General features: G+C 34.1%; 15 protein-coding genes. 10 read left to right on the top strand and 5 right to left on the bottom strand.

The features are described 5' to 3' along the window. Nucleotides 1–70: 70 nt before the first annotated feature. Nucleotides 71–1,762, bottom strand: a complete 1,692-nt coding sequence (locus tag VK179_10835) for a patatin-like phospholipase family protein (GenBank protein HLO59229.1) — start codon at nucleotides 1,760–1,762, stop codon at nucleotides 71–73. 280 nt (nucleotides 1,763–2,042) lie between these two features. On the opposite strand from VK179_10835, the gene VK179_10830 reads away from it, so the two are divergent. Beyond that, nucleotides 2,043–2,681, top strand: a complete 639-nt coding sequence (locus tag VK179_10830) for a hypothetical protein (GenBank protein ID HLO59228.1) — start codon at nucleotides 2,043–2,045, stop codon at nucleotides 2,679–2,681. Between the two features lie 231 nt (nucleotides 2,682–2,912). On the opposite strand, the gene VK179_10825 is transcribed toward VK179_10830, so the two are convergent. Next, nucleotides 2,913–4,949: a choice-of-anchor tandem repeat GloVer-containing protein gene (locus VK179_10825; GenBank protein HLO59227.1), complete on the bottom strand. Its 2,037-nt coding sequence runs from the start codon at nucleotides 4,947–4,949 to the stop codon at nucleotides 2,913–2,915. 1,371 nt (nucleotides 4,950–6,320) lie between these two features. Between VK179_10825 and VK179_10820 the strand changes: the two genes are divergently transcribed. Both VK179_10820 and VK179_10815 read left to right on the top strand, forming a co-directional pair. Beyond that, on the top strand, nucleotides 6,321–7,001 hold the full coding sequence (locus VK179_10820) for a hypothetical protein (GenBank protein HLO59226.1): 681 nt from the start codon (nucleotides 6,321–6,323) through the stop codon (nucleotides 6,999–7,001). A gap of 375 nt (nucleotides 7,002–7,376) precedes the next feature. Beyond that, nucleotides 7,377–7,616 (top strand): hypothetical protein, encoded by a 240-nt coding sequence (locus VK179_10815; GenBank protein ID HLO59225.1) that lies wholly within the window; start codon nucleotides 7,377–7,379, stop codon nucleotides 7,614–7,616. Nucleotides 7,617–7,858: 242 nt separating this feature from the next. Here VK179_10815 and VK179_10810 read toward each other — a convergent pair whose 3' ends face one another. After that, on the bottom strand, nucleotides 7,859–8,092 hold the full coding sequence (locus VK179_10810) for a hypothetical protein (protein ID HLO59224.1): 234 nt from the start codon (nucleotides 8,090–8,092) through the stop codon (nucleotides 7,859–7,861). 272 nt (nucleotides 8,093–8,364) lie between these two features. Between VK179_10810 and VK179_10805 the strand changes: the two genes are divergently transcribed. From VK179_10805 to VK179_10780, 6 genes are all read left to right on the top strand, one after another. Beyond that, nucleotides 8,365–8,934, top strand: coding sequence for a hypothetical protein (locus VK179_10805; GenBank protein HLO59223.1), 570 nt, complete (start codon nucleotides 8,365–8,367; stop codon nucleotides 8,932–8,934). Nucleotides 8,935–9,238: 304 nt separating this feature from the next. Further along, complete coding sequence (locus VK179_10800) at nucleotides 9,239–9,895, top strand: outer membrane beta-barrel protein (protein HLO59222.1); 657 nt, start codon at nucleotides 9,239–9,241, stop codon at nucleotides 9,893–9,895. Between the two features lie 194 nt (nucleotides 9,896–10,089). Then, complete coding sequence (locus VK179_10795) at nucleotides 10,090–10,779, top strand: hypothetical protein (protein ID HLO59221.1); 690 nt, start codon at nucleotides 10,090–10,092, stop codon at nucleotides 10,777–10,779. A 164-nt stretch (nucleotides 10,780–10,943) separates the two neighbouring features. Further along, nucleotides 10,944–11,366: a hypothetical protein gene (locus VK179_10790; protein HLO59220.1), complete on the top strand. Its 423-nt coding sequence runs from the start codon at nucleotides 10,944–10,946 to the stop codon at nucleotides 11,364–11,366. A gap of 207 nt (nucleotides 11,367–11,573) precedes the next feature. Then, nucleotides 11,574–12,014: a hypothetical protein gene (locus tag VK179_10785; GenBank protein ID HLO59219.1), complete on the top strand. Its 441-nt coding sequence runs from the start codon at nucleotides 11,574–11,576 to the stop codon at nucleotides 12,012–12,014. Between the two features lie 39 nt (nucleotides 12,015–12,053). After that, nucleotides 12,054–12,917, top strand: coding sequence for a hypothetical protein (locus tag VK179_10780; GenBank protein ID HLO59218.1), 864 nt, complete (start codon nucleotides 12,054–12,056; stop codon nucleotides 12,915–12,917). 40 nt (nucleotides 12,918–12,957) lie between these two features. Here the strand turns inward: VK179_10780 and VK179_10775 are convergent, their stop codons facing one another. After that, the gene (locus VK179_10775) at nucleotides 12,958–13,257 is read right to left on the bottom strand and encodes a hypothetical protein (protein ID HLO59217.1); all 300 of its coding nucleotides are present in this window, start codon (nucleotides 13,255–13,257) and stop codon (nucleotides 12,958–12,960) included. Nucleotide 13,258: 1 nt separating this feature from the next. Continuing rightward, the gene (locus VK179_10770; protein ID HLO59216.1) at nucleotides 13,259–13,528 is read right to left on the bottom strand and encodes a hypothetical protein; all 270 of its coding nucleotides are present in this window, start codon (nucleotides 13,526–13,528) and stop codon (nucleotides 13,259–13,261) included. A gap of 169 nt (nucleotides 13,529–13,697) precedes the next feature. On the opposite strand from VK179_10770, the gene VK179_10765 reads away from it, so the two are divergent. Then, the gene (locus VK179_10765) at nucleotides 13,698–14,465 is read left to right on the top strand and encodes an AbiV family abortive infection protein (protein HLO59215.1); all 768 of its coding nucleotides are present in this window, start codon (nucleotides 13,698–13,700) and stop codon (nucleotides 14,463–14,465) included. Nucleotides 14,466–14,480 lie beyond the last annotated feature (15 nt).

Raw genomic sequence — 14,480 nt, 5'->3', positions numbered from 1 at the left:
TCAATTTCCAACTTTTATCGATAGCCAAACTATACTCTACCCGATTTGATTTGCATAAAATGGTCTACAATCATGTTCCTTGTGAGATTTTGGTTTCATCATGTAACCAAAATGGGTCATTTATAAACTTTATCCAGTCCGAGTGAAAAACACCGATCATTTGATCAAGTAAAGCATTATCAACAGCGGAACCGGATTTCTTTAATTCGATGCAATACTTTAATAGGTTATAACAAGAAGTGAATTGTCCGCATGACACAAGATTTTTCAGTCTTGATACTTCTTTGTCCTTTTCAGTAAACCAAAGCGTTGTCCCCATTTCCCTAGCAATTTTCGCGGATGAAAATATTTTTTCGCCCGGATTTTCAATGAAATCTTCTTTTTCTTCCTTGCGGATTTCATCTGATTCCCCTTTCAGGAACTGCTCCTTGGTAAGTTGGTATATAAGCGATGTTATTCTACGATTCTGTAAATTTTCATCCTTATAGAATAAATCATAATTGAGCCGCCTGATTTGCTTCAGAAAAATATCATTAATCATAGTAACAGCAGAAGTATAGCGTTCTTCAAGCATAATCTTCATCAGTGATAGTTGCAGGTCATAAAAAATGGTCAGTTTTGGTTTGAGAAATCCGGGAACCATTTTGCCAATCCGCAACAAATTTTCTATAATCACTTGCTTTAACTTCCTGGAAAATATCATTATCAACGTCGAACATAACCAGGCAAAACCAACAGCGCCGATCGCAATCCATGCCCATTTACTTTGAATGGTTTGAAATCCTGTTATTAAAATGATTAAACCAATAAACAAGGTAACGTAAAGCAATTTGAGCTGATTAATACTTTTCCTGGTTCTTGTGAAGATTTTTTTCAGACTAATCGGTTTATTTTGAAAAACATCAGCATTCGATGAGGCTTTCCAAGGATCCATAAAGTAACTACCCACATCACAAACCATTATCAGGTCGAATGTTTTCCTGCTTTTTTTCCTTCTCGCATCGGCTTTCATTATACTACCTATGCCTTGATTATCAACAATGCCTCCGTCCATTAGCCCCACACCGTGTATAAAATTAGGTTCCATTTTAAGGTTAGTGTATAATGAGGAGGAATGACTGAAAAAGTCATCAGGAAATACTATTGGCTCAAATCCAAGAGGAAAGCATGATGAGGCCGCAATTGCATCAGCAATTTTTATTTCACCTATTAGTGGGTCCAAAATTCTATTTTTAAGCCTATAGTTTCCAAAATCCCCTGTTGTTTGAAAACGAAATGCCAATCCAAAGGATAAATCAGTTGCATTAAAACAAATGTCCTCCAGATGTGATTTATCCCCATTCTTAATTTCTCTAAAAGCTCCATTTGTAAGAATCTCCTCATAGGCCAGCGCAAATGCATTAATAAGTGACCTTCTCTTATGTGAAGTCTTCCAAACCTCATCAGCACTAAATTTATCAAATGCAGTTTTTAAGATTATATCTTCATCAAGGATATGGTAAAAATCTTTGTAAAAATCAGGAAACTTATTTCCTTTCGCCATGTAAAGCGCATAGGTAGCTCCAGTAAGTGTGCCACCACTTACTGTACTGAGTCCTTTTACAGATTCAAGCAAAGGTTTCTCTTGAAACGGTGTATGATTTAGATAGGATAAAACACCTAAGCCAAAAGCTGATGCACGATAACCTCCACCACTTATGGTAAGAGCTATATTCTGAAAAAGATTCACCTTAAGGTTAGACAAGGTCTTAGGATCTGACATGTTTTCGATACTACGGTTTAGTCTTAAACTGCAATTATTTCCTCTGAATTGAAGGAAAAAGAATTTGCAGCTTAAAATTAGTTGTTTCGTTGTTGGAAGTCAAGCAAATAAAATTCTTTTTGATTAAATAAAAATCTAGCATACGAAGTTCGCTTCTAAATTTCATAAGCTACTTGGTAATTCGTTCAACAATAATTTCATAAAATGTAGAGTCATTAAATAATAAATATTAAATTTAGGATGGGTCTAAATATGAATTTGTTAATCAGAATCAGAATTCATGAATGCAATCATTTATTTCGGTCGAAATGAAAAACCGAAAGATTTTCCTGCCATAATTAATCTTTTACATATCGTTGCTAAAAAGAAAGGTTGGAATGTTGAAGGTGTCGTTGAGGAGGCAGTCTTTGCACCGGATGATACCAGTGATCTTAAGGAATATTACCAGGAACACGACTCGTTATATGAGTTCCTTAACCAAAATCAAATTGAAAAGGCAATTATAATGGTTAAGGACGTGCAAGATTTAGGAAACAACTTACCCAGTATACTTACTTTCGTTAAAGAAATGCATGAATCGAATCGGAGTGTTTATTTAGAGGCCTATGATATCCTTTCCTATGAAAATGGACAAGAAAGTGGAACTTTTAATTTTTTCTTAAATATGCTTTCTCAGGGGTCGGATGTCGAAATCAGTCATCGGAATTTTCTTCAGAGAAATGGCATTGAAAAAGCAAAGCTGGAAGGAAAATATAAGGGAAGACTGAAAGGAGCCAAAGCCGATCCGGAAAAACTGAAAAGAAAATACAATGAAATAATAAACCTTTTAAATGCTTCATTAACCATTAGGGAAATATCAGAAAGAACACATTACTCAATAAACACAGTAAGGAAAATTAGAGACCTTATTCACAAATAGAGTAACCCTATTTTTAATACATCTTTAGGTAAAATTAAAATGCTTTTATTGGTTCATATTCTACTCTTCTCTAATTATATTTCAAAATAAAAGGATTAGTATTTCAGCTACCAAATAATAAATATTATATCCTCATATAAAGCATCACATTATACTCCTCCGGCTGGATTTGAACCTGATCCGTCGGTATATAAAATGTATCTTAGAATTCAGGTGCAAAGTTCTCAGTTCTTACTTATTGATTCTATACATTTTAAGTGTTTCATTTCCGCCAGGATAGGAAATCTCCAGAAAATATAATCCTTCATTAAGATTGCCTATCGCCAGGGTATTTTCATTGCCATTAAATTCTCTGGTCATTAAAATTTTACCGGTCAAGTGCATAACTGAAACTTTATAATCCCTTAAATCCGTTTGAATAACAACGTATTCAGATGCAGGAACGGGATATATGGAAAATTTACTTTCCTTATGATCTGTTACAGCGGTTACGATACCTAGATTGGTAGTGATAATACAATAACATCCACTTGTATTATAAAGGGTATCAACATAAGTGCCGGGTGACCATACTATTTCACCGTCAGGCAAAGTATAGGAGGTATTTCCGATAATTAAAGTATCAATACGCAGAGTGGAATGATTGCAGTTTAAACGAGTAATGTTTGTGACAAAAATGCTGTCACATCCTGAAACTCTTTGATAGCTGTTGATATATGTGCCTGGTTCATTCACAATAGATCCGTCAGGTAAAGTATATTCCTCATTTGTGGTCAGTTCAACATTATTAATAATTGTAGTATCAGAGCAGCCAAGTAATGTAAGGTGAGTAACAATTGTGCTATCACATCCAAGTATGCTTCGCAGATTGCTGGTATAAGTCCCCGCATGATTAACTATTACCCCATCCGGCAGTTCATATGTCGCATTGTCAGCTATGGCAATATCTTCAACAGCAGTTGTGTCCTTGCAGTTCAGCAACGCAATATGAGTAATAATGGTACTGTCACAACCATACAAACTGGAAAGGTTACTGACATAGGTTCCAGAATTATGGGCAATAGTTCCATCTGGTAACTGAAATTCGCCATTAATTGACATATTTTTTTCTACTGTAATTACGGTATCCCGGCAAAGGGTCCATTTATATAAAACTCCCTTGTCATTACTTCCACCTTGAGAAGTAATACCATACAATATATTATTATCCAACAGCATTGATCCAACGGGAAATGCTCCATTATTGCCATTAAAGTAAAATAACATGTGATCATTTCCCCCGCTTGTATCGACCCTGAACACTACTCCGTTTGACAAACCCATGCCACCAAACATTGTTGCTCCATAAATGACGGTATCTTCAACAATTAGTGAACAAGCATAAGGATTATAGCCGTTTACCTTATTCAGGTCCAATACTTCTTTATAGTTCTTGCCATCTACTCCAATTTGATATAGTGTAAAAATCGTCGTACCGTATATAGTTCTTCCATGCAAAGTTATCGGACCTGGTTCGGCGGCATATTCGGATTCAAACTCATGCAAAACAGAATAACCATTACCATTTTTATTTATCCTGAATATTGAACCGTTTCCCTTCGTGTTACCAGCAGTTGTTATTCCATAAAGCGTATCACCAAGCATCATTAAAGGGCCCCATGGATTGCAGCCCTTTTCGTAATCAAAATTGTGTAATACATGATACCCAGTGCCATTGGTGTCAATGCTATATAATACTCCTGCACTAAAACTACCTCCACTGGTAGTTAAGCCATAAAGTGTATTTCCATCTATAACCGGCGTACACCATTGAGGAGATGAACCATTGATACTATTGAACTGATGTATTATTTTAAATCCCGTTCCATCAAGGTTTATTTTAAAGATATTACCGCTGTCACCTTCGGATACACCGCCCCATAATGCAACTCCGAATAAAGCACCATCCTTCATGACTAATGCACTGTTTGGACTACACCCGTCAGAATTATTAAATTCATGAAGCTTTTCATATGAGTCAGAATTGATATTGTATCTGAATATTAGGCCAGCCTGATTTAGTCCTCCGGCGGTAGTGGTACCATAAATAAAGGAATCGACCATAATTGGTGAACCTGCGGGACCTGCTCCATTTGGTCCTGTAAAATCAATTAATTTAGAATACTGGCCATTTGCAAGAACAGTAAAAAGAGCAAATCCAACACCAAATATGCACTTCAGCATGCCAGAAGTTTTTAAACTAGCGATTATTCTTTTTCTGTTTTTCATATATATTAATATAGTGTGAAATTCGATTACCAGTTTCCTCAAAAATTCCAAGAATACAGTTCGTGCTTATGGTGCCTCAAGTTGATCCTCCATGTATACCAGATGAATCCATTTAAGTTATATTATTAAGGTATATGCACTTTTCTTCACCTCTGGAATATCCATTTAGGTCCCCTTATTGTTTTCTACAAAAAAGCTCGGGCCAAACGAAGCCACGATGCTGAAACCGTGGATCGAAACTTTTTGTGCCCGGACCGGGACACATAGACAAAGGATCAAGATTGCTAGGAAAAGGATAATTCTTTTAGACATTCGCAAATAACTTGGTTTAAGAGTCTGTAAAAGGGTTGTACAGAATTTCAAAGGAAAAGGTTACGGAGTTATTGAGGTTTTAGGTTGACAAAACTAGTTTATAGTATCTCCTACCGGGTCCGTAACCTAATTCGGAATACCCAAAGTTTGAAGTACTTTCATATGATCTTATTATTGAGTCCACCGAATAAGAGACTCTAACACCTTTTCAACTAAGAAAACAAAACTTGTGGTTTAAAACAAGAGTAACAAACACTCTTGACGAAATATTAAAGGAATCGTAAAAATTCCTATAGTGTACTTTGAGTATATTAATACAAAACTTTTGAGTTAAGGATATTGAAGTATATGAAGTATAAAAACTACTTTATGGCATATACTAGTATAGGTGAAGTTATTTTAGATATTAAATGAGTATTTAAAGTATTAAAGACTACATTTTTTAATGTTTTATGCCATTTTAATTCATGAATATTATCAAAATATTGTGTGATTTAGATGAGTTTTGAAGTAATTCTAAAGAATTATTGATCCTATAAAGACGTCTGGCAATACCAATTTAAGTAATATGTACTTGATCTTAAGTTATTTACATCATTTTTTACCGATTACCCTGTTCAAAACTCTTTTTATTTCTCAGATAGATTTTGCTATTCAAAAAATTATCTTGGGTTTCAAATTTTGATTAATTCCTTCAACTAAAATGGTAGGAGTGATAAATCAACTTCTGAATTACAAATTTATTATTCACCTTATAAATATAATGTCATGCCATTTGATTTAATTGATTCCCAATTAGGAGATAAACTACTAAAATCTATGAGCGAGTTCAAGAATCATTTACAGAAAGAAGCTCAGGAGAAATACCTCAACCAATGGGTCACCGGAACTGAGGCTTGTAAAAAGCTGAAGGTATGCAGCCGCACATTATTCGAGTATCGCAAAAAAGGTATCATTAAGTATTCGCAATTCGGTAGAAAAATACTGTATAAGCTTTCAGATCTAGAAGATTTCATTCAAAAAGGGTATCGATAGTAATTACTTATAAATTAGATCAAAATGAAAAAGACATTTTTCTATATGGCCGTGTTTTTTATGGTCCTTGAATTGACCTATCTCAACAGCCGAAGTCTTATATACCTTATTGAAGATGACGATTGGGCTGGTAAGGTGTTTTCTATAATTGGAGCCATCTGCTTTTCAATGTTTACCGTATTAGCTATGCGTTCTTCAAACAAAAAGTGGATCGCGATTGTGTTTCCCATATTTGATATATTTTGGGTATTGAACGGATTAAACTTACGTGTATACGATGTAATGCTTAACAACCCCATTGCGTTTGCGCTTCGAATTCAATTTGGGTTATATACAGGATTAGTGACATACGTACTTGGTACAATCGACATTACTTCTGATAAATTAAACAGAGATAATAACATGGAGTTGATGAAAAGTAAGCTTGCCAAAAACGAAAGTGAGATTAATGACATTAATAATATGGTATTGATGAAACAGGGTCAGGCTGATTCTTATCAAAGTAAGGTTAATGAGATGGAAAGTGAGATTTCAAAGAAATTAACTGTGATAGAAAAGATGCAAAGTAAGTTGAGTGAAGTTGAATCAGAACTAAATAATTACAAAGACCGATTTTTTAAATATGAGAAGGGCCGGATAAGGAAAAAGAAAGAAGCCAACCGCACCCCGGAAGAGAAACAAATTTTGGAAGGTCCGGCACAATAAACAGGAGATATGAACTTAAATGAATACCATAAACGATGCCCTTATTGCCAAAAGGAATTTGAGGCCAAACATCTTTCACGTTCCTATTGCAGTGAAAGGTGCAAAAGGCGTATGTTTAGATCAAAACAACAAGAAAAGCGTAAGGCTACGAAAACAGAGAATGAATTGTACCTCAGCAATGATAAGATAGTAGCTAAACTCTATAGAAGTGACTTAAAGCCTATTGAAGAGAAAGACCTTAATAATGCTGGATACAATTCATCTTACTTAAAAGATAGGCTAGTGCATAACAAAAGTCTATTAATAACCTATGAAACTCATTACCTTGAGATATTTAATGATGGTAAAATTATAATTCATAAAAAACTTTAAGTCATGTATTACAGTGCAACAAGTGCGTTTGACCGGACGTCAATAATAAACATTCAAGCGGAAAATATAATTCCAAAAGCATCACCTGTTGAAGTTGTTGAAAATAGTGCAACTGGTAGTAATATTATTTTTTGGTCTATAATAGGTTTAAGTGCCATTGGCGTATACATGCTGATCCGTTATCTTGATAGTCCTGGCTATGCAAAAAGCAAAAATTTTCAGGTTAGCATTCAAAGACCCTGAATAATGTGCCTTAAAAGCAATTACGGTTAATGAATTCTACCATCCAGTTATAATTTGGATCATCAGTAGTCAATTTCTAAAGAACTCTCCTTAAAACCAGAGATAAATACCTAATTTTTAATAGTTTGTTGAAATCTTGGATGACTTGACTCCCTTAGGTAAGTTGAACATATTCCACATTGCAAATAACGGCATAGCAAAGTCGTCTGTTTGAACATCATCTAAAGAACTTTAGTTCAAATTCAATGTGCGAATGTCCCTTTATTGTTTCTTTCAACTACCGCACCGAAAACTTCATTACGGAAGTATGGGAGATAATTCATTCCCTGCCTCCCAGCATCCTCTGTCAAGATATGACCATACTTATCGAAATTCGGTAAATTCAATTTTTTAGCTCTATGGTTTCTGGCTTCTGCCTCACCAACTGCCCTGAAGCTAATCCCTGTTGTGTAAATTCCTTCAATTAGTTTGTCCATGATTTATTATGCTTAAGAATAAATTTAGCACAAAACTCCGGATATATCCGGATATTCTCGGATATATCCCCAAATATTTAAGTATAAAATAGCAAAGAGTGAATATCAAAGATATTTTAAGCTTACAAAATATTCAACAGTATTCCGGGAAATATTCAGATATATCCGAATATTTCCGAATATTTTCTGAAACCTTTTCGAGAAGTCTTACAAGTCCCAGCGGATTGTAAGCATCCTTGAATTTTTTGGCTGCAAACGGAGGTTTCCTAACAATGGAAAATGTTAGGGAGATCAGCAAGCTTAGATTTTTGGGACGTGAATCCTTTATGGCTAATATAAGTAAGCAGAAAGCGACCCCCACCAAGATAAAAGTAGGCAATCATGTAACCAGTTCGGTTGGCATCCATACTGAAAGCCAGGTGGCTGAATTGGAGGGAGACGTTTATCAAGCACCCGCAGGAATGTCTGGAGAAACCTTGAAAGATGAAATCATCATTTTAAAACTTAACAATATGGAAACAATGAATTATTTTGAAGCAAAGGAGTTGGCAAAGAAGCTGAACATTGAAGGTTATGGTACTATGAAAAAGGATGTACTTTTCGCCAAGTTAGAGGAAGTGAAGGCCGAACGTGAAACTCTTAAGGAAGAAAAGCAGAAACTGTCCACAAAAGTGCCCAAGTCAACTGTAAATAAAGGCTATACCATAGGTCAAAGTGTCACTGAAATTGCGGCAGGTAAAGTGGGACAGATCATGGAGCTTTTAGGCCGTAATGCCAGGGTACAATTTGGTGAAGCAGTTCATAAGTTGTATTACAAAGAATTTGCAGCAGTCACTTGCTAAGTTTAATAAGCTATTCTGATTTTGCCCCGAACTAATCGGGGCATTTTTTTATTAAAGATTGAGTTTGAAATAATTTTTAAGTTGAAGGGTTACTTTTTAATCTTTTATGGTATTAAACAATGTAGCTTTTACCATAATTTTATAAATTAGAAGTTAAATACTTAACCTCGCATAAGAATCCAATTATCATTTTATATACATATGAATATAAGAAGTAGTTGGGCACAAGTGTAAAATACGCAACCATTGACACGTACTTTGGATCTATTTATGAGACACCAAGATTAACCAAATTAATATACATATGAAAAATCTCAATTTCTTTGTATTAGCTATTTTATTCTTTTCTTTTGAGATATCAAATTCTCAGACACTCAAGATTCAATTTGGTAGAGATTGGTCAAAACTTAAATGGCCTACTGATGGTGAATATTCAGACTTTAAAACATCTCTAAATGGCAATATCCTTTTTCTGGGAGTTGATTATTTTAATGGTAAGTACTTTAACTTATCTTCGAACCTTGGTTATTTACAAAGACAAGGTGGAAAGAGCTATGATAAATTTATTGATGATCAACACACTACTCTTGTTAAATCAGAGACGTCTATTGATCAATTATCCCTCAATATAAAATTCATTATTAAATATCCTGTAATGGAAAGGTTGACTCCTTTCATTAGCATAGGACCAACTTATGATTATCTTATATCACAATCACATAAAGAAGATCGAATAACTAATATAAAGTCAGGGATATTTGGATTAATACTAGGCGGAGGAGCATATTATAATATTTCTAGATTTCAAATAGGTCTAAATATTGATTACTATATTTATTTGTCAAATTTTGGTGATTTAGATTCTCGACCTAGTCCTGGCATGACAGGATTTTTAAAGTCGGAGGATATAAATGCTCGAACATTAATTTCTAGCATAACACTTGGATATCGAATACAATAAACTTTAAAATTGATAGTTAAACACCTGTGCCCAACAACGTGTATAAGCCATTGCTGGCAGCTAGGTTACTGATGTTGACACTCTTGGTTGCCTTGTGGTAACTAGATAACAAGGAGCATCGGCAACGCAACGGCTCATACACGCGGACGTTAGTGGCAAGCTAAAAAATGCCAATACATTAAACGATAAACAAAATGAATAATAGAATAATATTAATTGGGTTATTTTGGTCAATAAATATTTTACTAAAGGCTCAAATGATCTATCCATCAGAAGATGAAAAGGATATTTATTGGCAACCCAATACTCAAATTGAATTCGCGGATTACCAATCTTCAAGCAAAGAAGATTGCCATAAATATTATGAGAAATATGGCGTTTCAATGGCTTCAAGCATCGGTCTTAGAGGTGTTGTAGACGTACCCAAAAAGAAAGGGAAATTCGATAAGTTCTATATTGCTCCTGTTTTTTGTAAAAATTGTTCTTGCATCCTTTCTGAAGATTCAATCTGTTTACTAGTAGACCGCCTACTATTTGATATAGCAGAAGTATGTGCAAGAAATGCACGTAAGGAGTTACTTGATATGCAAAAGGAAATGAACTCTGACAACACTTACACAATGTTTTTTACTTCTATAAAAAATAAATGGGATGAAGAAATGCGAGCTTATTTTGGAACTGTAGTAAGGGATATTTTGATAGAAAAAAAAGATAGTGCTTATATCACCTGGAAAAAAACAGTTGATGATGTTAAACTACAAATGATCAATTATTCAACAAAACCTGAAGACTGTTATAGATTTATTATTAATGAACCTATAGAAAAAGGATACATCATGGCAAAATCTATTATGGGCGATATGCGAAATAAAGGGGAGGAATAATAAAATAGCCAGCCACTAACAGCCTGTATACACAATTGCCGGGCTGAGGGGTTGCTTATGTTGGTTCATTTGCTTTTCTTGTCGGTAACCCGACAAGAAAGCGCTCTGAATCGGCAACTACGCATATCCGGCGGACGTTAGTGATAATTGCAAAAAAAGACAGTATGAAACACAGAATAATTTTTATAATATTTCCTCTTATACTTTTGACTGGTTGTGGCATGATTTTCAAACAAGGAATAGACACAGGCGTGACCTCCTTTTATAATGGGATTGTTCCAGACTCATGTGATATTCTATTATTAAATGATGTAGTAGATTTTCGTAAGATTAATAACACATTTCCTTCAAATACTTGGACAGTGGAAAGAGTACAAATGCAATCAAAAGAATGCCAGTCAACCTATGATTCAATAAATGTTATCACATTTGGTAAGGATTCCGCGGATATATTTTTAATAAAGCAATTTAATAATATAGATATAAAGTTTTCAAAAATGCGAAAATACTATAGGCTTCGATTTGCAAATGACACTTTGACTAGCATTACCCCAAATTTGATAACATCAAAGGATAAATACTATTAAGCAACTACAGCTAACAGCCGATAATACGTAATTGCCGAGTTATGTGGGTGCTAATGTTTGATCACATGGCTTCATTAGCGGGTAATCCGATGACTTAGCGCCCTGATACGGCAACAGCGTTTACATGCGAACGATATTGTGATCGAATTAAAAATTGATAAATACTATTTTAAAAAGATATGGAAAACTCAAATATAACGCATTATCATGATTGAAATTGTCAAACCAATAAGAAAGCAAATAATTGATGCTATTGAATTAGAGTTTGGCTTCATCAAAGACAAGTTTGAAATCATTGACTTACTCGCTAATAATTCGCCTATGGACTATGAAACAATAGAGTATCTTAAGCTTCCCACCGTTGACTACAATATAGTTTGGCATCCAGGGGTATATACATTTATGGGTAACAATTCTTTGTATCGTGTAGGAGTAAGTATGCAGAATAGTAGAGCTAGAGTGTTACAACACTTAGAAGCCTGTACCTCAAAAAATGGATATTGCGTCTGGGACATTGACCATTATCTCGACAAATCAATAACTCTGTTTAATGTTAAAAACAAATCGGATATACATTGGCTTTTGGCACTTGAAACATTTATTGAGATAAAATTTGAACCTAAAATAAAATCAGGCCGAATAGGATAGAACAAAGATGAAACGCTAATGGCCTGAAAAAGCTACAAGATGATATCTAGAGAGACTATACTTGGCTTCTTGAATTTCTTAGTTGCTAAGAAGCTGGAAAATTCAGCTTCTTCATATATTTCAATAAAGAATGCTTTGAATATATTTGCAATTCCTTTTCCAATAATTCGTATAAGCAAAGGAACACCTTTATTTAGAGCTAGAATTAATGAGAATGAGAATATTCTTTTCAATACAGTTCAGGACTTAGGACACATAATATCAAGAAACAAAATACTTACTTTTGGAAGAGCTAATGAACCCTTACAAAGCATTTTCTATTGTTCGACATCTAGTACGGTTTCTAGATTTGAAACTTCACTTATACATCGAAATAATCTTGATAAAAACTCAGAAGCAGTGACCATTGGTAAATGGATACTAAATAAAGATATTTTTGTTGCATGCCTTCCCTCCTTTGAAAAAGAGAAACATAGGAGTAAAATAGTTAATAGACTTGATAACGAATTTGATTTATTAATCAAGAATTTTACGTATGACGGAATTGCCGATTGGAAAATGGTGTTAAAATTGTTCTCTATTGAATTTATGAAAAAGGATATTATTGGAAATTATTTAATCAGTTCGGCCTTTTCAAATTACGTTTATAATACATTTGGAAAAAATCCTGAAACAGGTGAAACAATTGAACCTGATGGAATAATGTACCCTAGCGTTCAATTTGAACATGATGGAATGAATATTGCACTAAAGCCAGAATTGGTTGAAGATCGTAGTATCGAATTAGCCCTTGCAGTATATCAGAGGCTTAATAGGTTTGCAGAAAAGGAATATAGAGATACTGTGACAATAAAATCAAAGACAATTGATTATGATTCATATGAAATTACTTGGAATCAATGAACTTACGTTATCAAAATTGCACCGATAAAATGTATCTAAATTACTCTGAAGTCAACGCCTCAGTTAACGCACGTTTTGAATAATACAAAAGATTGCCTCGTTTCCCGATAACAGGCACTTTCCTTTTCTTGATTTCATACTGTAGCTTAGAAGGCTTCAATCCTGTAAGTTTAACTGCATCCCGAAAAGTAATTGCATCTTTTTTATTAGCAGCATTGGCCTTTTTCCTGGATTTAAACCACTCCTCTAACTCGATCTTGGAGAACACCAGTCTTCGGCCTTTCTTGGTATAAGGGATTTTGGCAAGTTTAACATGAGCATAAAGGTTCATTTTTGTCATATCAAGGAAGGCTCGCTTGCTCCACAGTTAAAGCATCAACGTCAATAGAATCAATTGAAGGTTCGGTTATTAAGGTGACCTTTTCTTCTGTGATAGGATATTGCCCCTTTTTCCGCATTCTTGCCGGTTTTTCGTCTTGCTTTTTAACCCACTGTTCTAGCTTTTCGCTTAACTTAATAATCAGCTTTTCAATATTTTCAACCTTTTCATAAAGATCAGCAATAGCCTGGGGAAGGGAATTAAAGTCTATTTTTTTTTCATAACGCAGCATCAGTCGTATATGAAATCAAAGTTAGCGGAAAAACTTTACTTATTCATAATCGAAATCAGTTTTGAATTATAACACTTGAGTGGTAAAAAAAACGCTTACCTTCAGGGTTACTTTTTAACCTTTCGCAGTATTAAACATAAAATATCGAACATTTCACTTTTTAACATATATGAGTAAAACTTTTCTTACTATATCAAAGAAGGAATGTCTTAGTGTTTATCGGGATATACTTGAAAATTCTGAAAAAAAATGGACCGCGGCTAGCAAATTAGCTGAAATAGGAGAGTTTGGTAGTGCAACTTCAATGGCAATAATTAGTGTTGAGGAATTAATTAAAGCTCTCATCTTGTTTTTTGATGGCAAAGGTTTTGATTTTAGAAGCATAAAAGGCATAAATGTAATATTTAGAAACCATAAAGTTCGATATTTCATTGCATTTGCAATGTTTGTAGTTAGCGTACTTGGAGACGATCTGTTAAAATTTATCAGCGAGATTCGAAAGAACCCAAAAAAATTGGTTACACTTTTGGACAAACTTAAGGCATTACATGGCTATATAGAAGATTATCTTAAACCTTATGTTGAGAAGAAAATAGGTGTTTTTAAGGAAGAGTTCATTTGGTTTTCAAATGTTGATATCTTCAGACAGGACGGTTTCTATTGTGATTACAAAGAACAACTCAAAAATCCAATTAAAATTACGAATGAAGACTATTTAAAGGTTATTCAACGGCTTGAAAGAGTTAGAAAAATTGGTATAGTTTTTATTGATAGCTTTAATTTAGAAGATGAGCACACAGTAAGTCAGTTAAAAATCACTAGACATGATTTTAAACGTAAAAAAATATATTATCAAATTGGTGAAGCACTAAATTTACTAAGAGAAACCAAACTGAGCCCTTTTGATTTGGCGAGACAATGTTTTAATTACATATAAGACCAAGTCTTATCA

The organism is Bacteroidales bacterium (assembly GCA_035299085.1).
GTDB lineage: Bacteria > Bacteroidota > Bacteroidia > Bacteroidales > UBA10428 > UBA5072.
Note: the sequence above shows the minus strand (reverse complement) of the source record. Positions and strands in the feature narration are given on the sequence as shown.

Coding starts and splice junctions, on each gene's coding strand:
- VK179_10795 (HLO59221.1), top strand. CDS start 10,090: ATGAATAATAGAATAATATTAATTGGGTTATTTTGGTCAATAAATATT.
- VK179_10785 (HLO59219.1), top strand. CDS start 11,574: ATGATTGAAATTGTCAAACCAATAAGAAAGCAAATAATTGATGCTATT.
- VK179_10800 (HLO59222.1), top strand. CDS start 9,239: ATGAAAAATCTCAATTTCTTTGTATTAGCTATTTTATTCTTTTCTTTT.
- VK179_10790 (HLO59220.1), top strand. CDS start 10,944: ATGAAACACAGAATAATTTTTATAATATTTCCTCTTATACTTTTGACT.
- VK179_10770 (HLO59216.1), bottom strand. CDS start 13,528: ATGCTGCGTTATGAAAAAAAAATAGACTTTAATTCCCTTCCCCAGGCT.
- VK179_10830 (HLO59228.1), top strand. CDS start 2,043: ATGAATGCAATCATTTATTTCGGTCGAAATGAAAAACCGAAAGATTTT.
- VK179_10765 (HLO59215.1), top strand. CDS start 13,698: ATGAGTAAAACTTTTCTTACTATATCAAAGAAGGAATGTCTTAGTGTT.
- VK179_10835 (HLO59229.1), bottom strand. CDS start 1,762: ATGTCAGATCCTAAGACCTTGTCTAACCTTAAGGTGAATCTTTTTCAG.
- VK179_10775 (HLO59217.1), bottom strand. CDS start 13,257: ATGACAAAAATGAACCTTTATGCTCATGTTAAACTTGCCAAAATCCCT.
- VK179_10825 (HLO59227.1), bottom strand. CDS start 4,949: ATGAAAAACAGAAAAAGAATAATCGCTAGTTTAAAAACTTCTGGCATG.
- VK179_10780 (HLO59218.1), top strand. CDS start 12,054: ATGATATCTAGAGAGACTATACTTGGCTTCTTGAATTTCTTAGTTGCT.
- VK179_10810 (HLO59224.1), bottom strand. CDS start 8,092: ATGGACAAACTAATTGAAGGAATTTACACAACAGGGATTAGCTTCAGG.
- VK179_10820 (HLO59226.1), top strand. CDS start 6,321: ATGAAAAAGACATTTTTCTATATGGCCGTGTTTTTTATGGTCCTTGAA.
- VK179_10805 (HLO59223.1), top strand. CDS start 8,365: ATGGAAAATGTTAGGGAGATCAGCAAGCTTAGATTTTTGGGACGTGAA.
- VK179_10815 (HLO59225.1), top strand. CDS start 7,377: ATGTATTACAGTGCAACAAGTGCGTTTGACCGGACGTCAATAATAAAC.